At 47.9% G+C, this 23,565-nt stretch carries 22 protein-coding genes and 1 other annotated feature; of the genes, 13 read left to right on the top strand and 9 right to left on the bottom strand.

Annotated elements, in window-relative coordinates:
* Nucleotides 1-15: 15 nt before the first annotated feature.
* From ACN0RF_RS00775 to ACN0RF_RS00760, 4 genes are all read right to left on the bottom strand, one after another.
* Nucleotides 16-639 (bottom strand): L-threonylcarbamoyladenylate synthase, encoded by a 624-nt coding sequence (locus tag ACN0RF_RS00775; protein WP_110013851.1) that lies wholly within the window; start codon nt 637-639, stop codon nt 16-18.
* An 18-nt stretch (nt 640-657) separates the two neighbouring features.
* On the bottom strand, nt 658-1,485 hold the full coding sequence (locus tag ACN0RF_RS00770; RefSeq protein WP_417437704.1) for a PHP domain-containing protein: 828 nt from the start codon (nt 1,483-1,485) through the stop codon (nt 658-660).
* The gene (locus tag ACN0RF_RS00765; RefSeq protein ID WP_417437703.1) at nt 1,485-3,506 is read right to left on the bottom strand and encodes an FAD-dependent oxidoreductase; all 2,022 of its coding nucleotides are present in this window, start codon (nt 3,504-3,506) and stop codon (nt 1,485-1,487) included. Before ACN0RF_RS00765 ends, ACN0RF_RS00770 begins: the two co-directional genes overlap by 1 nt.
* Nucleotides 3,507-3,576: 70 nt before the next feature.
* A complete protein-coding gene (locus tag ACN0RF_RS00760) occupies nt 3,577-4,275 on the bottom strand; it encodes a hypothetical protein (protein WP_243734991.1) in 699 nt (232 codons plus the stop codon).
* A gap of 122 nt (nt 4,276-4,397) precedes the next feature.
* Between ACN0RF_RS00760 and ACN0RF_RS00755 the strand changes: the two genes are divergently transcribed.
* From ACN0RF_RS00755 to ACN0RF_RS00695, 13 genes are all read left to right on the top strand, one after another.
* On the top strand, nt 4,398-5,933 hold the full coding sequence (locus tag ACN0RF_RS00755; protein WP_110013854.1) for a S10 family peptidase: 1,536 nt from the start codon (nt 4,398-4,400) through the stop codon (nt 5,931-5,933).
* Nucleotides 5,934-6,048: 115 nt separating this feature from the next.
* Nucleotides 6,049-6,153 (top strand) — a sequence feature (Trp leader region).
* A gap of 52 nt (nt 6,154-6,205) precedes the next feature.
* Nucleotides 6,206-7,804: an anthranilate synthase component 1 gene (locus tag ACN0RF_RS00750; protein WP_417437702.1), complete on the top strand. Its 1,599-nt coding sequence runs from the start codon at nt 6,206-6,208 to the stop codon at nt 7,802-7,804.
* Complete coding sequence (locus ACN0RF_RS00745; protein ID WP_417437701.1) at nt 7,804-8,439, top strand: anthranilate synthase component II; 636 nt, start codon at nt 7,804-7,806, stop codon at nt 8,437-8,439. The genes ACN0RF_RS00750 and ACN0RF_RS00745 overlap by 1 nt, the downstream gene beginning before the upstream one ends.
* Complete coding sequence (gene trpD / locus ACN0RF_RS00740) at nt 8,436-9,449, top strand: anthranilate phosphoribosyltransferase (protein ID WP_417437700.1); 1,014 nt, start codon at nt 8,436-8,438, stop codon at nt 9,447-9,449. The genes ACN0RF_RS00745 and trpD overlap by 4 nt, the downstream gene beginning before the upstream one ends.
* Nucleotides 9,442-10,896 (top strand): bifunctional indole-3-glycerol-phosphate synthase TrpC/phosphoribosylanthranilate isomerase TrpF, encoded by a 1,455-nt coding sequence (gene trpCF, locus ACN0RF_RS00735; RefSeq protein ID WP_417437699.1) that lies wholly within the window; start codon nt 9,442-9,444, stop codon nt 10,894-10,896. Before trpD ends, trpCF begins: the two co-directional genes overlap by 8 nt.
* On the top strand, nt 10,893-12,116 hold the full coding sequence (trpB, locus tag ACN0RF_RS00730; protein WP_417437698.1) for a tryptophan synthase subunit beta: 1,224 nt from the start codon (nt 10,893-10,895) through the stop codon (nt 12,114-12,116). Before trpCF ends, trpB begins: the two co-directional genes overlap by 4 nt.
* Nucleotides 12,113-12,922, top strand: a complete 810-nt coding sequence (trpA, locus tag ACN0RF_RS00725; RefSeq protein WP_417437697.1) for a tryptophan synthase subunit alpha — start codon at nt 12,113-12,115, stop codon at nt 12,920-12,922. The genes trpB and trpA overlap by 4 nt, the downstream gene beginning before the upstream one ends.
* Before the next feature lie 20 nt (nt 12,923-12,942).
* On the top strand, nt 12,943-13,485 hold the full coding sequence (locus tag ACN0RF_RS00720) for an inner membrane-spanning protein YciB (protein ID WP_417437696.1): 543 nt from the start codon (nt 12,943-12,945) through the stop codon (nt 13,483-13,485).
* Nucleotides 13,485-13,787 (top strand): YciI family protein, encoded by a 303-nt coding sequence (locus tag ACN0RF_RS00715; protein ID WP_417437695.1) that lies wholly within the window; start codon nt 13,485-13,487, stop codon nt 13,785-13,787. The genes ACN0RF_RS00720 and ACN0RF_RS00715 overlap by 1 nt, the downstream gene beginning before the upstream one ends.
* A gap of 18 nt (nt 13,788-13,805) precedes the next feature.
* The gene (locus ACN0RF_RS00710) at nt 13,806-14,654 is read left to right on the top strand and encodes an alpha/beta fold hydrolase (protein WP_417437694.1); all 849 of its coding nucleotides are present in this window, start codon (nt 13,806-13,808) and stop codon (nt 14,652-14,654) included.
* A 41-nt stretch (nt 14,655-14,695) separates the two neighbouring features.
* Nucleotides 14,696-15,958 carry an MgtC/SapB family protein gene (locus tag ACN0RF_RS00705; protein WP_417437693.1) on the top strand — a complete coding sequence of 421 codons (1,263 nt, stop codon included), beginning with the start codon at nt 14,696-14,698 and terminating at the stop codon, nt 15,956-15,958.
* A gap of 25 nt (nt 15,959-15,983) precedes the next feature.
* The gene (locus tag ACN0RF_RS00700) at nt 15,984-17,111 is read left to right on the top strand and encodes a DSD1 family PLP-dependent enzyme (protein WP_417437692.1); all 1,128 of its coding nucleotides are present in this window, start codon (nt 15,984-15,986) and stop codon (nt 17,109-17,111) included.
* 66 nt (nt 17,112-17,177) lie between these two features.
* Nucleotides 17,178-17,798, top strand: a complete 621-nt coding sequence (locus ACN0RF_RS00695; RefSeq protein ID WP_166635833.1) for a thiol:disulfide interchange protein DsbA/DsbL — start codon at nt 17,178-17,180, stop codon at nt 17,796-17,798.
* A gap of 18 nt (nt 17,799-17,816) precedes the next feature.
* Here ACN0RF_RS00695 and ACN0RF_RS00690 read toward each other — a convergent pair whose 3' ends face one another.
* The 5 genes from ACN0RF_RS00690 to ACN0RF_RS00670 form a co-directional block, all read right to left on the bottom strand.
* The gene (locus ACN0RF_RS00690) at nt 17,817-18,890 is read right to left on the bottom strand and encodes an MBL fold metallo-hydrolase (protein ID WP_417437691.1); all 1,074 of its coding nucleotides are present in this window, start codon (nt 18,888-18,890) and stop codon (nt 17,817-17,819) included.
* A gap of 116 nt (nt 18,891-19,006) precedes the next feature.
* Nucleotides 19,007-19,414, bottom strand: a complete 408-nt coding sequence (locus ACN0RF_RS00685) for a septal ring lytic transglycosylase RlpA family protein (RefSeq protein WP_287797365.1) — start codon at nt 19,412-19,414, stop codon at nt 19,007-19,009.
* Between the two features lie 63 nt (nt 19,415-19,477).
* Nucleotides 19,478-20,368, bottom strand: coding sequence for a TIGR01777 family oxidoreductase (locus ACN0RF_RS00680; protein WP_110013867.1), 891 nt, complete (start codon nt 20,366-20,368; stop codon nt 19,478-19,480).
* A gap of 22 nt (nt 20,369-20,390) precedes the next feature.
* Nucleotides 20,391-22,895 carry an ABC transporter permease gene (locus tag ACN0RF_RS00675; protein ID WP_417437690.1) on the bottom strand — a complete coding sequence of 835 codons (2,505 nt, stop codon included), beginning with the start codon at nt 22,893-22,895 and terminating at the stop codon, nt 20,391-20,393.
* Entirely contained in the window at nt 22,885-23,565 is a 681-nt protein-coding gene (locus tag ACN0RF_RS00670) for an ABC transporter ATP-binding protein (RefSeq protein ID WP_417437689.1), read from the bottom strand. The genes ACN0RF_RS00675 and ACN0RF_RS00670 overlap by 11 nt, the downstream gene beginning before the upstream one ends.

The raw sequence follows: 23,565 nt of genomic DNA, 5'->3' as shown, positions 1-23,565 counted from the left end.
TGCCTGTCTAACTGACTAAAAATCAAAAGGTTCTACGTCTCCGGAACCTTCACGACGAATGGTCGGTGCTCCCTCAGATAAATCCACAACCGTGGTTGGCTCTTCACCTTTATGGCCACCATCGATAATTAAATCAACCAGCTTTTCCAGCTTATCCCGAATTTCTTCCGGATCAGATTCAGCCAACATTCCTTCGCCGAGAATCAAACTGGTCGACATTAATGGTTCATTTAATTCTTCCAGCAAAGCCATGGCGATACGATTCGTCGGAACCCGTATACCAATAGTTTTACGTTTAGGGTTCAACAGCCGCTTGGGAACCTCTTTCGTTCCTTTCAGAATAAAAGTGTAAGGTCCGGGAGTGTTATTTTTCAGTAACCGGAAGGCATCGTTATCAACCCGCGCATAAGTCGCAAGTTCAGATAAGTCCCGGCACATTAGAGTAAAATTGTGCTCTTTGTCTATTTCACGGATCTGACAAATACGGTCAGCCGCTGCTTTATCACCAATCTGACAACCAATGGCATAACCCGAGTCGGTAGGATAAACCACCACCCCACTTTTACGAATAATCTGAACCGATTGCTGAATTAAACGTGCTTGAGGATTTTCCGGATGAATTTCAAAATATTGACTCATAATCTCACCTCAATCCTTCTACTGTGACCAATGCTCCCATATTGGCACACAGTCCGCTGGCAGACAAAGATTTTTACCCAGTTCGCGCCAATTCCCCGGATAGTGAAAATCCGACCCCTGCGAGGCTAGCAGGCCATATTCCTGACTCATTTTCGCCAGAGCATCACGATGACCGGGAGACTGCTGACACAAACTGACTTCCATGGCATCGAGTCCCCACTCTTTGCCCTCTATTAACAGCTTGCGCAGCCATTTATTCGACATTTTATAACCATGAGGATGTGCCAGTACCGCCTTACCTCCGGCGCTGTGGATGGCTTCTATCGCAGTGGGAATATCGCACCATTCGGGATTGACATAGGCGCTGTTACCCTTGCCAATATAGCGATCGAAAGCTTTTTGTGGGTTGCTGACAATACCTTTTCGTACCATAGCGTCGGCAATGTGCTTACGTGTTGGCATACCTTCCGTTTGGCATTCTTCGGCCGATAAACTGACACCGCGCTGATATAACTTTTCAAGCATTGCATCGAAACGATTATAACGACGTTGCTGCTGTTCACTTAATAAAGTTTGCAACTGCGCTTCTTCAGGATCAATGTTGAGCCCGACGATATGAATCTCAAAACTGTGCCAGCGACAACTGATTTCAACACCGTTAATCAATTTAATAGGCAGGCTTTCCTGAGCAATCAGGCTGTTCGCTTCAGGCAGACCATCAACGCAATCATGATCGGTGATTGCCAGTACGTCCACCTCCTGCTCACAAGCCCGATGCAGAAGTTCCGACACTGACAAAGAGCCATCAGAACAGGTGCTGTGACAATGCAAATCGTAAACTGGCATTAAATCTCCGCCGCCAATTCTGTACCCTGACGAATCGCGCGTTTGGCGTCGAGCTCGGCAGCAACATCAGCACCACCAATTAGGTGTACAGTCTGGCCGGCCGACTGCAGCGCATCGTGTAATGACCGTTGTGGTACCTGTCCCGCACAAATAATCACATTGTCAACTTCCAGTAATTGTTTTTCACCTTCACGTTCTATTTCAATACCTTCCGGCACAATGCGGTGATAAGTCACCCCACTCCACATATTCACAGACTTACTTTTTAACTCATTACGATGAACCCAACCAGAGGTTTTGCCTAAGCCTTTACCGACTTTGCTCTCTTTTCGCTGAAGTAACCAAACCTGACGCGGGCTCTGCTCTGGCTGCTGCGGTTTCAGACCGCCGCGATCGCTGTAACCTTTATCAATACCCCAACGCTCTGACCACTCTGGTTCATCCAGTGTCAGTGACTTTTCGGTGGTCAGGTATTCGGATACATCAAAACCAATACCACCGGCACCAATCACAGCCACTTTTTTACCCACAGCTTTGTGATCGCGTAAGACATCTAAGTAACCCAGCACATGCGGCAAATCGACACCCGGAATATCAACCTGACGAGGACTGACGCCGGTTGCCAGAACCACATCATCGTATTTTTCTGCCAGCAACCCTTCGCAGGTTTGCTCTTTTCCAAGCTTCAAATTAACCCCAGAGTCTTCAATGCGGTATTTAAAGTAGCGCAGGGTTTCATAAAATTCTTCTTTACCCGGAATCTGTTTAGCGTAGTTAAACTGACCGCCAATTTCTTCAGACTTGTCGTACAAATCGACCTGATGACCGCGCTCTGCAGCATTACAGGCAAAGGCTAACCCTGCCGGGCCAGAACCAATTACCGCAATGCGCTTCTTCTTTTCGGTTGGCTTCATTACCAACTCCTGCTCAAAGCAGGCTCGGGGGTTAACTAAACAAGACGCCCTTTTATTCTCAAATACATGGTCCAGACAAGCCTGATTACACGCAATGCAGGTATTAATACGTTCAGACTGGCCTTGTTCCGCTTTTTTCACAAACTCCGGGTCAGCCAGTAACGGTCGAGCCATGGACACCATGTCAGCCTGGTTGCTTTCCAGAATATGCTCAGCAATTTCCGGCGTGTTAATACGGTTAACCGCAACGACCGGAACCGACAACTCCCGGCGCACGCGCTCGGTTATCCAGCTGAAGGCGCCGCGTGGTACCGAGGTAACAATGGTCGGTACCCGGGCTTCGTGCCAGCCAATACCCGTATTAATAATAGTAACACCCGCCTGCTCCAGCAGTTTACCCAGTTGCAGGACTTCATCCAGCTGATGGCCGTCTTCAACTAAGTCCAGCATCGACAACCGGAAAATAATAATCGATTTTTCACCCACAGCCGCGCGCACAGCTTTGACAATTTCCAGGGGAAAACGCATACGATTTTCGAAGCTGCCGCCCCAGTTATCATCACGTTTGTTGGTTCTTGGACACAAAAACTGGTTAATTAAATAACCTTCCGAGCCCATGATTTCTACACCATCGTAGCCAGCCTTCTGCGCCAGCTTTGCGCCGCGGGCATAATGCTTGATGGTATTTTTAATCTGGCGTTCCGACATGGCTTTTGGCTTAAACGGGTTTATCGGAGCTTTTATGGCGCTGGGAGCCAGAGAAAAAGGGTGATAACTGTAGCGCCCGGCATGCAAAAGCTGCAGGCATATTTTACTACCATATTTGTGAACGGCGTCGGTTACCTGACGGTGTTTTCCCACATGCCAGGGTTTGGACATTTCACTACCAAAAGGCGCCAAACGCCCACGAAAGTTAGGGCTGATACCGCCGGTGACAATAAGCCCCACACCACCTTTGGCGCGCTCTTCATAAAAGCTGGCTAATTTACTAAAGCCATTTTTTTCTTCTTCCAGGCCTGTATGCATTGAGCCCATTAAGACCCGGTTCTTCAATGTCGTAAAACCAAGGTCCAGGGGTTTCAGTAAATTTGGATATGATTTTTCCACGCCAACCTCTTATTTTAAACGGGTGTTTAATTTTTCCTAACTTTACTGCTTAAACCCGTTTAACTCAAGCTCAGAACGCCATAGCTTCACGCAATAAAAACCGCGAAAGCGCCATGCTATCTACTTGTACATTCGGGTTTCCATTGCGCACTTGTTTCGAGACCTGCTCAAAAATCGGCCACAGCAGCTCCTGTACCTGATCATTTGCGTCTTGCATTGACTGCAGGTCTTTCAATTTAAGCTGGTCAACATGCACACTTAAAATTGGCTCACCTTTATCAAATAAGTTAATGGTAACGTCTTCCATTAACCACTCATCAACCCGCCAGTTTAAAGGCACCGAATTCACCTTTTGAACTTTAACACCACTCATTTGCTTTAGAAATTCATGCAAGTTTGAGCGCCCGGTATCGTAATATGCGACAGTTAACTGAGCGCCGGACATCTCAATTTTAGAAATATCCACACGGCTGCTACCAAGTGCCTGCCAGTCACCGGTTAGCATTAATTGCTTAGCAAGCAGAAGTTGATTTTCAGGCTCCGACAAGGCTTTGACCCGGGTCGCAAAACGAACATTACTTGCGGTCAGACCATCCGTCAGTGAGTTAACCTCAAGCTCGCCAACTTCCAGATCGGCATTTAACTGCTCCGAGGCCATTGCCTGCAACCCCTCTTTCATCGCATCAGACAAATTCTGAGCCGCAACGGAGAAGCTCAGCAGGGGTAAGAACAACCAAAAAGCCGCCCGCGTTATAGTTGTAAATTTCATTGATGACCTCATTCAAATAGGTTCCAGTCGCAGGAATAAACCCAATAATCGCATAACCTTTGACTCTTTAAAGTAATTATTTGTTAATCTGAGGCAAGATTATAAAAACGGAGAACAATCTTATGCACAAGAGTCTCGCTTTAGTTGCCTCTTTATCTTTAATGGGCTGCTCAATCGTTTCTGCCCCTGTTACTGCAGAAGAAGCCCCGAATAACCATAAACGCATGCTTCCGGTAGACACCGAAGTCGTTACTGAGCACAGCGTAGAAATTAAAGGCGAAACTGTAGATTACACTGCCACCGCCGGTACTCAGCCAGTGTGGGATGATGAGGGTAATCCGACCGCATCACTATTTTACACCTATTATGAACGTCAGGATGTTGATAACCGCGAATCTCGTCCGATTGTATACTCCTTTAACGGTGGCCCGGGTTCGGCATCGGTCTGGATGCACATTGCTTACACTGGTCCAAAAGTGCTAAACCTGAGCGATGAAGGTTACCCGGTTCAGCCTTATGGCGTGCAGGACAACCCGCACTCAATTCTTGATGTTGCTGACATTGTTTTCATTAACCCGGTTAACACCGGCTATTCGCGCGTACTGCCAAATGAAGAAGGTGAAATGCCTTCGCGTGCAGAACAAAAAGAGAAATTCTTCGGCGTAAACTCCGACGTTAAATATCTGGCGGAGTGGATGAATACCTTTACCTCGCGCATGAATCGCTGGCAGTCACCTAAGTACTTAATTGGCGAAAGCTATGGCACAACACGGGTTTCAGGTCTTGCACTAGAACTTCAGAATAGCCAGTGGATGTATTTGAACGGTGTTGTTTTGGTTTCACCAACCGATATTGGCATTGACCGTGACGGACCGGTAAAACAAGCGAACCAATTACCTTACTTTGCAGCCGCCGCCTGGTATCACGACGCACTGCCAGAAGCTTTACAGAGTAAAGATTTAGACGAATTATTGCCTGAAGTGGAGCGTTTCACTTTGGATCAATACCTACCTGCATTAGCCAAAGGTGCCATGCTTACGGAAAGCGAGCGTGAGCAAATGGCTGAACAAGTGGCGAAATACTCGGGGCTATCTAAGCAGGCTGTACTGGATAACAACCTGGCACCGAGCACCTGGTATTTCTGGAAAGAGTTACTGCGTGACCGCGACCGTACCATTGGCCGTTTAGACTCGCGTTACCTTGGCCTTGATGAAAAGCGCGCTGGTGACCGTCCTGACTTTAACGCCGAACTGACTTCATGGTTACACTCGTTCACACCGGCAATTAACTACTACCTGCGTGAAGAATTAAATTTTGTTACCGACATTAAATACAACATGTTTGGCCCGGTTCATCCATGGGATCGCACCAACAACAACACCGGTAAACAACTGCGCCAGGCCATGGCACAAAACCCTTACCTGAACGTGTTAGTACAGTCAGGTTACTTTGACGGTGCAACCAACTATTTCGATGCGAAGTACACAACCTGGCATTTGGATCCAAGTACTCAGATGACTGATCGCATTGACTTTAAAGGTTACCGTAGCGGTCATATGATGTATCTGCGCCGTGCTGACCTGGAGAAGGCGAATGATGACTTACGCGAGTTTATTCGTAAGTCTGATTCAAAAGGCAAACCGGCAGAATATAAATAAAAAGTATAAACTGAAAGAAAAACAACTATTGACAGACTTTCGCGCAAACGTTAGTTTGTCAGCATTAAATTGAATTAAGAGAGCTGTACAACTTATGTTTTTACGCACAACAACACAACATTGGTGGTGGCACTTCCCAAACGAGCGGGTGGTGTAGTTGTGCGTGTAACGTAAATAGCTTCACTTTAAGAAACCCGCTCCTTTGAGCGGGTTTTTTATTGCCGTTTCACTGGAGCAGGTTTGAACAACAACAAGAGAATACGAGGTCTGAGGTGAAAAACCTGACAACTGAACAAAACGGCAATTTAGAAACACTACGAGTGTCGCTGCCTTATCAGGCGGAGCCACTAAAAGTATTTCAGAATACTTGCAGCACACAAGGTGAACATTTACTGCTGGACTCAGCTGATATCGGCACCAAGCAACAAGTAAAGAGCTTGCTTCTGATTGATGCGGCGTTACGAATTACCTGTAACGACCAACAAGTCACTATTATTGCCCTGACCAATAACGGTGCTGTTCTGCTCAGCTGGATTGAAGAGCAACTCAAAGATAGTGCCGCCATTGAAAGAACGCCTGAACAACTGAGGTTAACTTTCAGTGCAGCAAATACACCGATTGACGAAGACTCCCGTTTACGTCAAATCAGTAACATGGAGCCGCTGCGAGTACTCCAACAAAAGCTCAATAAAGCCAACAACACAGCAGAGCAACATCCGTTTTCGGTTTTCCTCGGTGGTGCTTTTGCCTATGACTTCGTCGCCAGCTACGAGCAACTACCGCAAGTTGATGAAGGCGAAAACAACTGCCCTGACTATGTCTTTTACCTGGCGGAAACCTTGCTAATTATTGATCACCAACAGCAGACCACTGAGCTGCTTGGCAGCGTGTTCAGCGGTGAGAGCCACGACCAACGTTATCAGACTATAAGCCAGCGTGTTGGAGAACTGGCCGCACGTTGTCAATTGCCGGTAATAAAACCTCAGCCGCAGCCGGTTGATGTGCAGGTAACAGCCACGCCCTCAGCGGAAGAATTTGCAGGCATTGTGACCCGATTAAAAGAGAACATTGTCGCGGGCGATATTTTTCAAGTGGTACCATCCCGACGTTTTAAAATGCCATGCCCTGACCCGTTAGCCGCTTACCAGCAATTGAAAAAGAATAACCCCTCACCCTATATGTTTTTTATGAGTCACCCGGATTTTTGTCTGTTCGGTGCTTCACCTGAATCCGCACTAAAATATCAGCAGGAGACCAATCAGGTAGAACTTTACCCTATTGCCGGTACTCGCCCGCGCGGTAAGAGCGCCGACGGCAGCATTAACCCTGACCTCGACAGCCGCATGGAACTGGAACTTCGGCTTGATCAAAAAGAACTGGCAGAGCATTTAATGCTGGTTGATTTAGCCCGCAACGATTTAGCCCGTATTAGCGAAACTGGCACTCGCTACGTTGCCGATCTACTTCAGGTTGACCGTTATTCTCATGTGATGCATTTGGTATCACGCGTAGTAGCAAAACTACGAAACGATTGCGATGCCCTTCACGCTTACCGCGCCTGCATGAATATGGGCACTTTAGTGGGAGCCCCCAAAGTTAGCGCTGCGACTCTAATTCGTCAGGTAGAGAAACAACGCCGCGGCAGCTACGGCGGCGCTGTTGGGTATCTGGCCGGGAATGGCGACATGGATACCTGTATTGTTATTCGCTCGGCTTTTGTTAAGAACAACGAAGCCATAGTGCAAGCCGGTGCCGGCGTGGTGCACGACTCAGATCCAGCCAGCGAAGTAGCCGAAACCGAGAATAAAGCTAAGGCCGTTATTCTGGCAATTCAGCAGGCTCACACTTTACCCGACCAGGAGGCGCTATAATGACTCAGTCAGCTCGTATCGTACTGATAGATAACGTCGACTCGTTCTCGTACAACCTGGTGGATGAGTTGCGCCAGTTAGGCTTTCCGCTGGTCGTTTACCGTAACCAGTTGGCAGCAGCCGATGTGATTGAACAGCTGGAAAGTTACAGTGGCTCTCAACTGGTATGCTTGTCACCAGGACCCGGACACCCGGCGAACGCCGGCAACCTGATGGAAGTGATCCAATACTGCAGTGGTCGCATACCCATGCTGGGTATTTGCCTGGGCTTTCAGGCGCTAATTGAACACGCCGGTGGCCGCGTGGATACCTGCGGTGAGATTGTTCATGGCAAAACCGCAAAAATAGACACCGTGCCACACCCGGTGTTTGTCAGCGCGACAGACAACAACCAATGCGTTGTGGCTCGTTACCACTCGCTTAGCGGTTATAACCTGCCCTCCACAGTGAGCATAATTGCCAGTTTGGATGGCCCTGACGGTAGTATTCCTATGGCTGCTGAATTCTTCAGTAAAGAAGAAAACAACACCAATGCCATTGGTTTTCAGTTTCACCCGGAATCGCTTCTAACGCCAAAGGGAAAACAATTACTTAGCAACAGTATTCAGTACTTATTAACAGGAGCAAAGCCATGAAAGCCCTACAAACTCTGATGTCTGGTGAGTCTCTGACACAAGATCAAACCCGTGAGTTTTTCCAGCGCTTAATTAAAGGCGAGCTCAACGATATTCAGGTGTCCGCCGTGCTTATCGCCATGAAAATGCGAGGCGAAACGCCCGCTGAATTAGCTGGCGCCGCAGAGGCCATATTATCCGCAGCTAAGCCATTCTTACGCCCCGATACCACGGTTATTGACAGTTGTGGTACCGGCGGCGATGGTAGCAACACCATCAATATTTCTACGACAGCGGCTTTAATTGCGGCCAGTATGGGTCTGGCTGTGGCCAAACATGGTAACCGCAGTGTGTCTTCACGTTCAGGCTCAGCTGATGTACTCGAAGCACTTAAACTTCGCGTTAATCTGGATCCATCGGATGCCTCTGCCCAGTTAGCCGATAACGGCTTTTGCTTTTTATTTGCACCGCATTATCACCCGGGCATTAAACACGCTATGCCGGTAAGACAAACGCTGAAAACCCGCACCTTATTCAACCTGATAGGTCCTTTAGTTAACCCCGCACGCCCCGATGCTCAACTGCTCGGCGTTTATAGCGAGGAGTGGGTAAGACCAATGGCTGAAACCCTGCAACGACTGGGGGTTAAACGTGCTATGGTCGTGCACGGAAGCGGACTGGATGAACTGGCGCTGCACGGCCCAACACAAGTCATTGAGCTGCGCAACGGCGAGCTGAACGAGTACCAGGTTACTCCTGACAACTTTGGTGTTCCCAGCGCCCCGCTTGACGAATTAAAAGGCGGCGACGCTGATTTTAACGCCCGTATTCTGGAAGACATTCTTGCCGGAGGCGGTAGCCCTGCTCAGCGCCACTCAGTTGCTATGAACGTTGCTGCTTTGCTGTATTTAAGTGGACAATACAACGATATGAAAGCCGCAACCGCAGCAACGCTGGAGCATTTAGATACTGGCCAGGCACTCTTGCATTTACGTCGCGTACAAGACGCTCAGGAGACTTACCATGTCTGACAGCATCAGCTTAAAAAAGAATGTACTGAAAACCATAGTCGATCGCAAAGTTGAGCAAAACAAAGCTCAGACCGAGCTCATGCCCCTGAGTGAAATAAAGTCTCAGCTCAGGCCCAGTGACCGCAGCTTATATGAAGCCTTAAGTGGCGAGCAGGCAGGCTTTATTCTGGAATGTAAAAAAGCCTCCCCGTCAAAAGGTCTAATCCGTGCTGACTTTGATGCGCCGCTGTTGGCAAAAAGCTACCAGCCCTATGCCGCGGCCATTTCCGTATTAACCGAGCCTGAGTTTTTTCAAGGGCGGCTGGACTACCTGACCGCCGTGCGCCGACAAGTCACTCAGCCGGTTTTATGCAAAGACTTTTTTATTGATGCAGAGCAAGTTTATCGTGCCCGTTACTTTGGTGCGGATGCTATTTTGCTTATGCTATCAGTGCTGGATGATACGCAATATATTGCCCTGCGCGATATCGCTGAGTCGCTTGCGATGGATGTACTCACTGAAGTTGCCAACAAAGAAGAAATGAAACGTGCCGCCAAACTGGACGCGAACATTATTGGTATTAACCACCGCGACTTGACGGACTTGAGCATTGATCCGAACCGTAGTGCGCAGTTAGCTCCGCTCGCTCCCCCAAATGCGTTACTTATTGCAGAATCAGGTTTTTCCAAACACGCTGACATTCGCCGGGTTGCCCCTTTTGTTAACGGCTTTCTTATCGGCAGCGCATTGAGCGCCCAGCCAGACGTTGATTTGGCCTGCCGCAAACTGCTTTTTGGGCAAAATAAAGTTTGCGGTTTGACTCGCGCTGAAGATGCCATAAACGCACGTTCCCAGGGGGCAATATTCGGAGGACTGATATTCGTTGAGCGCTCACCTCGTTGTGTGACACTGAAGCAGGCAAAGCAAATAACAACTGAAGCAAAGGGGCTTGAGTATGTGGGTGTTTTTGCCGACCAACCTTTAGAAAGCTTGATTGATACAGCTAAAAACGTGGGGCTATCAGCTATTCAACTGCACGGCCATGAAGATATCGACTATGTTGTTCAGTTAACTCAGCAATTGCGTCAGGCAGGCATGGAAACAGTAAAAATATGGAAAGCTTTAGCTATTGAAAGCCCGGCACAGTTGCCTGACCTTCCGGTTGATGCCTTTGTTCTGGACAACCGCGGAGGCGGTAGCGGCAAGGCTTTTAACTGGGAGTTGCTGGAGCCATTAAGTACTGAAGAGCGTCAACGCTGTTTGCTGGCTGGAGGCATTGGTCCAGAAAGCATCAGCAGTGCAATTGAATTAGGCTTTGCCGGAATGGACATTAACTCTCAAACCGAATGGAGACCCGGCATTAAAAATAGCCACAAAGTAGCTCAAACATTCACGAAAATCCGCCATTATGGCCGTTTTTCAAAAAAACATATTTTAAATAAGAAGACCCAACAGGAGGCTGTATGAGTCAGTCATTACCCGCTTATTTTGGCGATTTCGGCGGCCAGTTCGTTCCTGAGATCTTACTACCCGCATTAGAGCAGTTGGAACAGGCCTTTATTGAAGCGCAGCAGGATGAAGAATTTCAGGCCGAGTTTCGCGGCTTGCTGAAAAACTACTTAGGCAGACCGACACCACTGAGTTTGTGCCGTAACCTGCCGCTGAACAGCCCGAATAAAACCAAAATTTACCTTAAACGTGAAGACTTACTTCATGGCGGAGCCCACAAAACCAATCAGGTGCTGGGACAAGCGTTACTGGCTAAGCGCATGGGCAAAACGCGCATTATTGCCGAAACCGGAGCCGGACAACACGGCACGGCAACAGCTCTGGCCTGCGCACTGCTGGACCTGGAATGCATTATCTATATGGGCAAAAAAGACGTTGAGCGCCAACAGCCCAATGTCTTCCGTATGGAATTGATGGGCGCGAAAGTGGTACCTGTAGATACCGGCAGCGGCACCTTAAAAGACGCGGTCAACGAAGCTCTGCGTGACTGGACTGCAAATTACCCCAACACCCATTACTTATTAGGAACAGCCGCAGGTGCACACCCCTTCCCGACTATAGTGCGTGAATTTCACCGTATGATTGGTGAAGAAGCTAAAGCCCAGATTATTGAGCAGGCGGGCCGCTTACCGGACGAAGTGATTGCCTGTGTCGGCGGCGGCTCCAACGCCATTGGCATGTTCGCCGACTTTATCGACGAGGAAGGTGTTGATCTAGTGGGTGTTGAGCCCGCAGGTAAAGGCGTGGAAACCAAGCAGCACGGCGCCACACTGGCAGCAGGTAAACCCGGTATTTTGCACGGTTGCCTGTCGTTTCTAATGCAGAACGACGAAGGACAAATTGAGGAGTCCTATTCGGTATCAGCCGGTCTGGACTACCCTGGTGTGGGCCCTCAACATGCGCATCTAAAAGCTATTGGTCGCGCGCGATACGAATCAGTAACCGACGAAGAAGCACTGGAAGCCTTTAAACTGCTCTCGCGCCATGAAGGTATTATTCCTGCGCTGGAACCTGCCCATGCTCTGGCTTACGCGCTAAAACGAGCCGCTGAACCGGATGCTCCCGAAATATTATTACTTAACTTATCCGGCCGCGGCGATAAAGACATTGACCACGTACGTCGTATTTTTAGTGCTCAGAAAAATGCTGAAGTTAGCGCGAAAGGAGAACAAGAATGAGCCGGTATGAAACCTGTTTCGCACAGTTAAAAACTAATAACCAGGGTGCCTTCGTGCCTTTTGTCACGCTTGGTGATCCAACTCCCGGGCAAAGTGTGGAGGTTATCAAGGCTCTTATTGATGGCGGTGCCGATGCACTGGAACTCGGCCTGCCATTTTCAGACCCGGTTGCCGATGGTCCCATGATCCAGCGGGCAAATTTACGGGCCCTGGAGTCGGGAACAACCTTTAAGCATATTTTAGATATTTTAAAAGAAGTTAGAGACTATTCACCGCAGATACCGATAGGTTTGTTGGTTTACGCAAACCTTATCTACGCTAAAGGTGTTCGAAACTTTTACCAGCAAATGAAAGATGTTGGCGTAGATTCAGTACTTATTGCTGATGTTCCGACCAAAGAAGCGAGGCGCTTCGCCGAAATTGCCAAAGAAATTGGAATTGAAGCGGTGTTTATTGCGCCACCAGATGCCAGTGATGCGCTGTTAATTGATATCGCGAAGCAATGTGCGGGTTATGTCTACCTACTGAGTCGTTCAGGGGTTACCGGTGCCGACACACAAATGCAGGCACCCGCTTCGGAACTGATTAATAAACTGAAAGAAGCTGGCGCACCGCCCACGTTGCTTGGGTTTGGTATATCCCAGCCTGAACATGTTCAGCGAGCCTTAGCAGCAGGCGCAGACGGTGCCATTAGTGGTTCGGCTGTGGTTGCGCTTATTGAGAAAAACCTCGACAATAACGCGCAGCAAGTAGCGGACTTAAAGGCTTTTGTAAAAGGCATGAAAGCCGCAACCCAATTGTCGTAGAGTTGCCACCGGAGTAGTTAATGGCCCTGTTGTTAGAATATTTACCGATAATCGCTTTTTTTGTGTTTTACAAAATGGCCGATATTTACGTCGCTACCGGCGTACTAATGGCGGGGACCGTGGTGCAGTTATTGGGTCTTAAACTGCTGAAGCAACCGTTAACAACTCGCCACTGGGTGATCTTAGTCGTCGTTATGTTATTTGGAGCAGTAACACTGTTATTGCGTGACGACTGGTTCATCAAAATGAAAGTCTCGGTTGTGTACCTGGCTATTGCACTTCTGCTTTTGGGCGGCTTAGTTTGGAAAAAACGCAGCCCGATTCAGGCCTTGATGGGTAAAGATATAAAGCTGCCAGATAAAGCCTGGTCGCGCTTAACCTATGCCTGGATCATATTCTGCCTGGCACTGGCAGCAGTAAACCTCTATATTGCGGAATTCTGGAGCCAGGAAGCCTGGGTTAATTTTAAAGTATTCGGCATACTTGGTATTTCGCTCGTATTCACAATTGGCACCGGATTCTACATGTACCATCACGCCATTGATGAGGAGACCCAGGACTAATGTGGTTTGTTATTTTCGCGGAAGACAATGAAAACTCACTGGAAGGTCGTAAGCAGGCACGTCCTGCTCATCTTGAACGTTTAACAGCGTTACAAAATGACGGTCGTCTGCTGGTTGCCGGCCCCTGCCCGGCCATAGCGGAGCTAGACCCGGGCGTGCTTGGTTTTACCGGCTCTGTGGTCATCGCTGAATTTGGGACTCAGGAAGAAGCAGAGCAATGGGCTAACGACGACCCCTACTGGCAAGCCGGTGTCTATAAAAAAGCAACGGTTAAGCCATTTAACGCCGTTTTACCTAACTAATCAGGTTAATCAGTGACTATGCAGAGCGTCGAACTTACCACTAATAATCGCTACCTGCACTGTATCCGTTTTGAACCTGAGTCGACCGCTAAGGCCACTGTTGTTATAGCTGCTGCGTTAGGTGTGAAACAACGTTTTTATCAACCCATAGCCCTCTGGCTAAGCAAACAGGGTTACCGGGTCATTACCTTTGACTACTACGGTATTGGTCAGTCCGTTGATAAACCGTTGAAACAAATCAAGTCTGATATTATCGAATGGGCCGAGCTCGATATGACCGCCGTGATTGACTATGCTCAGTCCTGCCAAAGGGGTGAGCCCTTAATTTGGCTAGCACATAGCCTGGGCGGCCAAATTGTCGCCATGGCGCAGAATGCCAACAAGATAGATAAGATGGTGACCATAGCCAGCGGCACCGGTTATTGGTTAAAAGCCAGCAAGCAGGTCCGTTGGACATCATGGTTACTCTGGTATTTTGCAGCTCCTATTAGCACACCTATTGCAGGCTACTTTCCCGGCAAGCGATTAAATATGGTAGGAGATATGCCTGCCGCTGCAATGAAACAATGGAGTCGTTGGTGCCGCAGTAAGGACTATTTGTTTGATAATATTAGCAATGAACAGAAAGCCCGGTATAAAGTATTTTCGGCACCCATCAGCGCCTTTCATATTACTGACGACGAATTGTTGCGACGCTCCAACATCGAAAACCTGCTGGCGCACTACCCTAACGCAGATAAGATATTGAACGACTTGAACCCTGAAATAACCGAAAGCAAAGGTATCGGGCATTTCAACTTCTTTCGCAGTCAATTCAAAGAGTCTCTCTGGCGTAAAAGCTTGCTAGACGCACTGCAGGTCAATTAAAGTCGTTATAGAATCAGTCTAATTAATAAAGGCGCTTCGCAATGCACTACCAAATCGAACTGGCGTTATCTTTACTGGCAGCTCTGGCGTTAGGCTTGATGATAGGCATTGAACGCGGCTGGAGCGGCAGGGACAGTGATGAGGGCACTCGTGTTGCCGGCGTACGAACCTTCAGCCTAATAGGTCTTAGCGGCGGTGTTTTTGCTATTTTAGCTCAACAATGGGGCGTATGGCTTATCGTTACCGGTTTCATTGTTGTTGCCATACTCATTGCATCGTCTTATATAAGTTATAGCAAGCTCTCCGATGACGCAGGTATTACCACCGAATTCTCAATGCTGCTGACTTTTGCACTGGCAATTTGGGCTGCCTCTGGTGATCCTCTACCTGCGCTCAGTTGCGGTGCGGTAGTTGTTGCTCTTCTCGGCCATAAAAAAAGTCTGCACAAATTGCTTAAATGCATTTCACCTAAGGCCTTTTACTCAGGTATCACACTACTATTGATATCTGTGGTGGTTCTGCCTTTGCTGCCAAATGAAGGGTACGGCCCCTGGCAGGCGTTGAACCCCTACTGGCTTTGGTGGATGGTCGTTTTAATTTCGGGTCTGTCTTTTATTGGCTATCTGTTTACCCAACTGCTGGGAGAGAGGCGCGGCACTTTGATTACCGCAATCGCCGGAGGTTTCGCATCATCCACAGCCGTTACCCTAACTATAGCTCGTTTTGCGAAAAAAAACTCTCAGAGCGTAATTTACGCCAGCGGCATGCTGCTCGCCTGTAGCATTATGTTCCCGCGAGTTCTTATTGAGGTCTTTGTGGTTAACCGTGAACTTTTACCATTATTGTGGCCGCCTATTCTTCTCATGTTCGCCGGGTTATTAACTGTCATGACACTCATGTACAGACAACATAAACGTAATCCTCCCTCCGAAACCGGAGAGATTACCATCAATAACCCACTGCAACTGACCACTGCTATCCAGTTTGGTATTTTATTAGCAGTTATTTTGTTATTGGCAGAGGCAATGAAAAACTGGTTTGGTGATGCCGGGATATACGGCCTTTCCATAATATCCGGTCTGATGGATGTTGACGCTATTACCTTGTCACTATCACGCTCAGCTCAGAGCGAACTCTCGCGCCAGGTAGCCGCTACGGGAATTATCTTAGCCTGTGTCAGTAATACTCTGCTTAAAGGCATTATGTTCGCTTCTGTCGCCGGTATTAAATTGCACTATCGTTACGCTGTTTACATGATTTTAAGCGTTATTCCCGGCTTGCTTTACGCCTTTTGGCAGTTTTAATTATCACAAACGCAGGACAACCACTATGAAATCAGCTCCTGACTGGATTGCACATCCGGATACACCTTATTTGCTCATCGATGAAGCTAAATTGAAGAGTAACATTAACTATCTTAAGCAACGGGTTGAGTCCCTTGGCAGTCATTTACGCCCGCACTTAAAAACCCTGCGTACTCTGGAGGCGGCTGGGTATCTACTCGATAGTAAGAGTGCTCCGGCCACAGTATCAACGTTAGCTGAGGCCGAGGCCTACGCGAAGGCAGGTTATACCGATTTACTTTATGCTGTTGGCATAGCGCCGGCAAAGCTAAAGCGTGTAGCCGCACTAAGACAGCAAGGCATTAATCTGCATATTCTTTTAGATAATATAACGCAGGCACAAGCGGTTGTTGATTATGCTGCTGAGTTTGGGCAAGACTTTTCCGTTTTTATTGAAATAGACAGTGACGATCACCGTGGTGGTATTAAGCCAAGCGATTCAAAATTGTTAACCATTGCAAAAACACTTGGCGAGCATTTCACCGGTTTAATGACCCATGCCGGTGGCTCATACGCCTGCAATACGGAACAAGGCTTAAAAAACTTCGCCAAACAAGAATGCGATGCCGTTCGAATAGCACGAAACAACCTGGAAACCGCCGGTATTCACTGCGCTATAACCAGCGTTGGTTCAACGCCGACAGCTCATTTTGGCGAAGACTTTAGTGACATTAGTGAAGTCAGAGCCGGCGTTTACACCACCTTTGACTTAGTCATGAAAAACATCGGTGTGTGCGACTTCTCGCACATAGCCATGTCCGTCGTAACCACAGTAATCGGCCACAACAAAGAGAAGAATTGGCTGCTGATCGACAGCGGCTGGATGGCTCTGTCGCGTGATCGTGGAACAGCGGATCAGAACCGTGATTTTGGCTATGGACAAGTATGTAAAATAGACGGTTCTGTGCTTGATGGCCTTTGTGTTAATAGTACCTCTCAAGAGCACGGTGTTATTGAATTAACCGAAGCTTACCAATTAGAAGACTTTCCCGTTGGTCATCAACTACGCATTATGCCCAACCATGCCTGTGCCACTGCCGCCATGCATCCCGTTTACCATGTGCTAATGAGTGACGGTTCGCATAACACCTGGCAACGCATTACTGGATGGTAACTGCTTGTTCTTGAAATCATTACTTGCAATACTTCAATGCCCAAGAACAACGAAAAGGAGTTCACTATGTTAGTAAGAATCACGACGTTAGTTTGCGCACTATTCATAGCAGTAACACTGCAGGCTAAAGAGTTTAGCGAGAACGAACACTACGAGGTTCTAGATAACCCGGCTTCGACAACGCCTGAAATTATTGAGTACTTCTCTTTTTATTGCATGGCCTGTTACCGTTTCGAGCCCATCGCAAAAGAACTTGCCGCTGCCTTTCCCGACGCATTTAAGAAGTCACACACCTCAGGGTTGAGCCCTAAACCGGGCATGGGCAGCAAAATGACTCAAGCTTACTCATTGGCCTTAATGCTGAATAAAGAGCAAGCTATTAGCGAGCGTATTTTCGAACAGCAATTTGGACAACGCCAGTCAATTGATACACAGGAGAAAATTAAAAATATTTTTGTTCAGGCAGGCGTTTCGGAAAGCGAGTTCAAACGAGGATTCAATAACTTCTCAGTCAAAGCTCGCGCCAAACAAATGGAAAAAGACGTCCGCGATAAAAACATTACCGGTACTCCAACGTTGATTGTGAACGGAAAATACAAAATTCTGATGAATGGCTTCCGCAACAGCGACGATCTTATCGGTGACTTAAAGCTCGTTATTGAGCAGCTTATGAGTAAGTCTTCATAAAAATAGATAAGGGGAAAGCTACAAGCTTTCCCCTTGGTTTAAAATCACGATTTCAGCTGATGTGCCAAATTTCTCTGCCATATTCAGAAAACGAGTTAGTGCCGAGTGAGAGGATAGATCTCCCATCCCCCAGCTGGCGTTGCCGTAACCCCAGGGGATAAATACTTTGCAATTAAGTTCAGCGGCTGCCGTCAGAGCATCTTCCGGAGTCAAGTGAACGTAGCGGTACCATTCAGGTGACTCCTCACTGTAATAAGACGCTATCGGCAACAGACACACATCAATATCACCGTAGCGCTTGTTTATTACTTTAAAGTGTTCTGAATAACCGGTATCTCCGGCGAAAAGCAACGTCTTCCCCTTGTTTTCGATTAACCAGGCATTCCAGGAGTCTTTATTGTTATCTTCGTAAATAAAGGGAACCAAGGTGCGGCTACTAAAGTGATGAGCAGGCACCGCAGTCACCAGAGAGTCACCTATTTTCTTCGAAGAAAACCAACCGAGTTCAGTTATATTTGCTCCAATGGATGGAAAGTGATCGGCCAGATTCAATGGCACTAAGTATTCGGGCTTGCGCCCTATGGTTTCAATATCGCTCTTATTAAAATGATCGTAATGAATATGAGAGTATAATACCGCATCGGTGGCATCAATCAGCTCTGGATCTGGCTCCACATTCACCTTTCGCTGTTCACCTCCAACAAGTGAAAACAGCCAGTTAACTGGCCAGTCAAAGTCATTGAAGACTGGATCCGTTAAAAACGTCTCTCCGCTTGAGGTTTTAATGACAAAAGCTGCGTGACCCAGCCATTTAACAGAGAAATCCGTTCCCCCGAGGAAAGCCTTCTTATTTCCAGTGTACTGACACAACCCATCGCTACCACACTGAATATCGCTACGAGGCTTATAGCAGTCTTGTCTACAGGTTAACGGATAGCTCTTCTTACCCGCGTCCAGGTTTTGAAAGCGCTCGGTTTTCTCATTAGTTGGCTGAGATTCCTTTTCTATTGTTGTTACAGAATTTGCGCTACAACCTGTTAATACCAGTGTTAGCAATGCCAAAGTATTTACTGAAACTAAAGTCCTAAACATTGACACCGGCATCCCACCTCTAAAGTTTAACTAAAACAAGAAAGCTAATATCAATACGTTAAGAGGTCACGCGCTAAATTGTTAGTTTTTGTAACACTAAGGCACGAGCTCTGATATTACCTGATAACCTCAGTAGTCACTTTGATAACACCTAAATCAAGATCAGCTATTTTATCAAAAGCGGAGCGTGACAAATCAATCACTCTGCCATCAATAAACGGCCCACGATCATTAATTTTCACCACAACACTTTTGTTGTTAGCAATATTGGTGACGCGCACTTTGGTTCCGAACGGCAGTGTCCGGTGCGCTGCGGTGCTGGAAAAGTGGTTATAAGTCTCACCGCTTGCGGTTGTTCTAAATTGATACTTCATGGCGTAGTAGGAGGCTTTACCAGACTCTCTAGTACCAACTAAGTTTTGAGGGCTTTCAGCGGGAATAGAAGTACACCCGGTAAGCGCCAGCATAAAAATGCCAACGCCAAGGGTTAATTGTTTAAGTGGATACTGGTTTTTTGTTTTCATTTCTCAATTTTACTGAGTTCCGAAAACACTGTCCGTTAAGAAACCCAAAAGACGTGTAAAAAATTATACACTTACCTTAAAAGCTTCACGCACTGTCGGATACTCAAACTGAAAGCCATGATTGCGCAGTTTATCCGGCACCACAGCTTGCCCTTCAAGTAGCATCGACGACATTTCACCCAAGCCTAACTTAAGGACAAACGCCGGTACTCTCATAAAGTGCGGTTTATTCATGACCGATGCCAGGGTACGACTAAAGGCTTCGTTAGTCACTGGTCCGGGAGCTGTCATATTAACGGGCCCGGACAAATTATCGTGCTCCAACAGATACTCAATGGCTCGAATCATATCGTCCAGCTGGATCCAGGACATCATCTGATTGCCCTCACCCAACGGACCACCTAAACCAAACTTATAAGGCGGCAGCATTTTTGCTAATGCTCCCTCTCCTTTTGCCAAAACGACACCGGTACGCAGCAAAACTACACGAGTTGCATCTTTTGCTGCCAAAGCCCGTCGCTCCCACTCCTGACACAAAGTAACAGCAAAGTCCTTATGCTCAGCGACATGGTCTTCATTAACCGGCTCTGCATCACGCGGACCATAATAGCCAATGGCCGAGCCACTCAAAAAGGCTTTAGGTGGCTTTTCTGCTTTATTAATCATGGCGGCGAGCTTTTCTGTCACCTGCCAACGACTGTCTTTCAGGGCTTGCTTACGAGAATCAGACCAACGTTTATCAGCAATACCTTCGCCCTGTAAGTTTATAATCGCATCAAACTGACCAATATCCACAATTTCATCGACCGAAGACAGCAAAGTTACATTGTCGCCCAGCTTTTTTCTCGCCCTTTCCTTGCTGCGAGTGGTGACCGTAAACTGATGCGTGTCCTGGTACTTATGAATAAACGCTGAGCCAATAAGCCCGGTACCACCTGTCATTAAAATGTTCATCGGTCACCTCTTTTATGTTCCATCAGGCCAGCTTACGTATAAGCTGCGCCGTATTTCTCTGAATGAGCCGGTGGCAGGATAAACGACCTAAAACAGCCACCACAACAGCACCAAATACCGGTCCTAACAACCAAAGTTTCCAATGAATCACTGGCGTCATATTGAATACCTGGTTTTGCAATATAAATAGCGAGACTTCCATGGCTAAGGTTGCTATTAGCCCGCTAATTGCCCCAAGCACCAGAAACTCATAAGTAATACTGCGACTCAATAATTTACCCGGCGCTCCCAGGGTTCGTAAAATCACCAGTTCCTTCTGCCGTTCTTCCATACTGGCCTGCACCTGCGCAACCAACACTAAAGCTCCGGCAATAATGACCAGCACTAATACAAAAACAATGGCTAAACTGACCTGCCCAATCACCTCGCGAATCTGATTAATCATAGCGTCCAGATCAATCAACGACGTCTGCGGAAAAGGTTTAAACAATTGGTACAATTCGTCTTTTCGGTCTTCACCCAGTCTAAAACTGGTGATGTAAGTTGCCGGAAAATCTTCCAGTGTCGAGGTATTAAAGATCATGTAAAAGTTTGGCTGCAGGGTATTCCAGTCGGCTTTACGCAAACTGGTTACCGGCACAGTGAACTCTTCGCCACCTAAGTTAAAGCGTAGTTCATCACCCACTTTTATATCCAGTCGTTCGGATACATTTAATTCAACAGAGACCTGAGGTTCAGCGTTGTCGCCCCACCACTCACCAGCGGTAAGTTCGTTGTTAGGTGGCAAGGTGTCTCGCCAGGTCAGCGACAGCTCTCGTCCAACACCTTCGCGGCCTTCAGCTTCATCGTCGTCACGATCTTCCTTGGTAACTTCGTCTAGCAGCTTCTCACCATTAATATGGGTTAAACGCCCCGGTACAATGGGATACAGATCAGTCGACGGAATGTTCTCCCGCTCAAACATCGTCTGCATCTCATCGACTTTGTCTTCTGCAATATTGATGGCGAAATAGTTTGGCGCATCCGCTGGTAACTGATTTTTCCAGTCTTCCAGTAAGTCGTTACGCAAAACAATAACGAGCAACAACAGCATAATGGCTGTTGAAAAACTCAGCATTTGAACACTGTTGGCGGCAGCTCTTCTTTGTAAGCCCGCCATAGCCAGACGCCAGCTACTGCCTGCTTGCATACCCGCTTTACGGCTGGCAGAAATAAACAAGCGCCCTAATCCAAGCAGCAGCACAGCGGCAACCGCACCACCTGCAAATAAGGCTGTCGACAACCACCACTGCTGGCTGTAAATAACCAGCAATGCGTATATGGTTCCGCCACTTAGTACCCATTGTAGCCAACGTACCGCGTTACCCGCCGTTAACTGACGGTGCAGCACGCGCAGCGGCGGAATAGAGACCAGCCGGAATAACGGATACAGAGTAAACATAACGGCACTGATAACACCGGTAGCCCCGGCTAAAACATAAGGCTGCCAGCCAGCCTGAGGTAAGGTCGCATCGAGTTTTTGCGCGACCCACTCAATAACCAAATACTGAAGAGCCCAGCCAAGCGCCATACCTATGGCCACACTCGCGGCGGTTAGTAGCAACAGATGCAGCATAAAAATACGACGAATCTGCTGACGGCTTGCGCCTAAGGTTTTGAATATGGCGACCACATCGTAATTTCGCTGGCAGTAACGCTGTGCTGCAACCGCAACGGCGGTTGCAGCCAGAACCACACCCAACAGGCTTGCGAGCATCATAAAGCGCTCAGCGCGGTTCAGCGAGCGTGACAACGGGCTGTCGCCATCTTCTATGCTGCGCCAGCTGTGCGTATCGTCATTCAATTGCGGTAGCAGCCAGTCTTCGTAGGCATTAATATCACTGTTATTACCAGCCATCAGCACATTAAAACGAACCCGGCTGCCGGGCTGAACCAGGCCTGTTTCTTCCAGCTGCGAATGGCGAATCAGTACATTCGGACTGTCGGTAAAAACTGAAAAGCCAACGTCGGGCTCGTAAGTAACCACCTTAGTGACTTTAAAGCTGCTGTTACCCACTTCAATATCGTCGCCAATATCTAACTGCAGCGCCTGAAACAGCTGCGATGCCACCCAGGCTTCACCTTCTGCGGGAAGCCCGTCAGCGACATACCCCTGGGCAAAGGGTTGATCGGCTATTTCCAGCTTGCCGCGCAGCGGATAACCGTCACCCACCGCTTTAACATCTACCAAGGTCATGTTTCCGTCAGCAAAAGCCATGGAATTGAAAACCACTTTCCAGGCTGTTTTCAAGTTCATTTGCCCGGCTTGATCAAGCCATTCCTGAGGTATGTCCCGTCTGGAACTTAGCACTCGGTCGGCTGCCAAAAATTCACTGCTGCGCTCAGTCAGTCCGGCCTGCAGGCGATCACTGAAAATGGACAACGAAAGCACGGCGGTCACCGACAAGATAATAGCCAGTGCCATAATGGTCAGTTCACCGCGCCTCAGCTCCTGCTTTAACAGACGAAATGAAATCTTATGCCACATCCTGAGCTGCCTCCGATAACTGGCCTGCATCCATTTGCAGCACGCGCTGACAACGCTCTGCCAGCCTTTGATCATGAGTAACCACAACAAGTGTCGTGCCATAATCCTTGTTTAGGTCGAAAAGCAGTTCCTCGACTTTGCCGCCGGTTTTCGCATCAAGGTTACCGGTGGGTTCATCGGCAAACAGAATTTTGGGTTGTCCAACAAAAGCTCTGGCTATAGCGACCCGTTGTTGTTCACCGCCAGACAATTGGTTCGGATAATGGTGCCAGCGATCTCCTAGTCCCACCTTCGCCAACAGTTCCCGGGCTTCTTTTTCTGCCCCTTTGTGCCCGGCCAATTCAGCTGGCAGCATGACGTTCTCTAAGGCGCTTAAGCTGGGTACCAGCAGGAACGACTGAAAAATAAAGCCGATTTTGTCGGCACGAACTTTTGCCCGTTGCTCCTCATCCAATTCGCTTAATTTTTCGTTCTCTATAAGAACCTCTCCGGAGGATGCGAGGTCTAAACCCGCCAGTAGTGACAATAACGTCGACTTACCTGAGCCGGAAGCGCCGACAATGGCAACGGTGTCACCGGCATTGATACTGACGTTAATTGGCTGCAGAATCTGTAATGGACCCTCAGAGGTGTCTACGGTTTTTTCCAGTTGTTGAGCTTGAATGAGCAT

This window comes from Idiomarina sp. (genome assembly GCF_048260185.1).
Lineage (GTDB): Bacteria > Pseudomonadota > Gammaproteobacteria > Enterobacterales > Alteromonadaceae > Idiomarina.
This window is presented reverse-complemented; position numbering and strand designations above follow the sequence as displayed.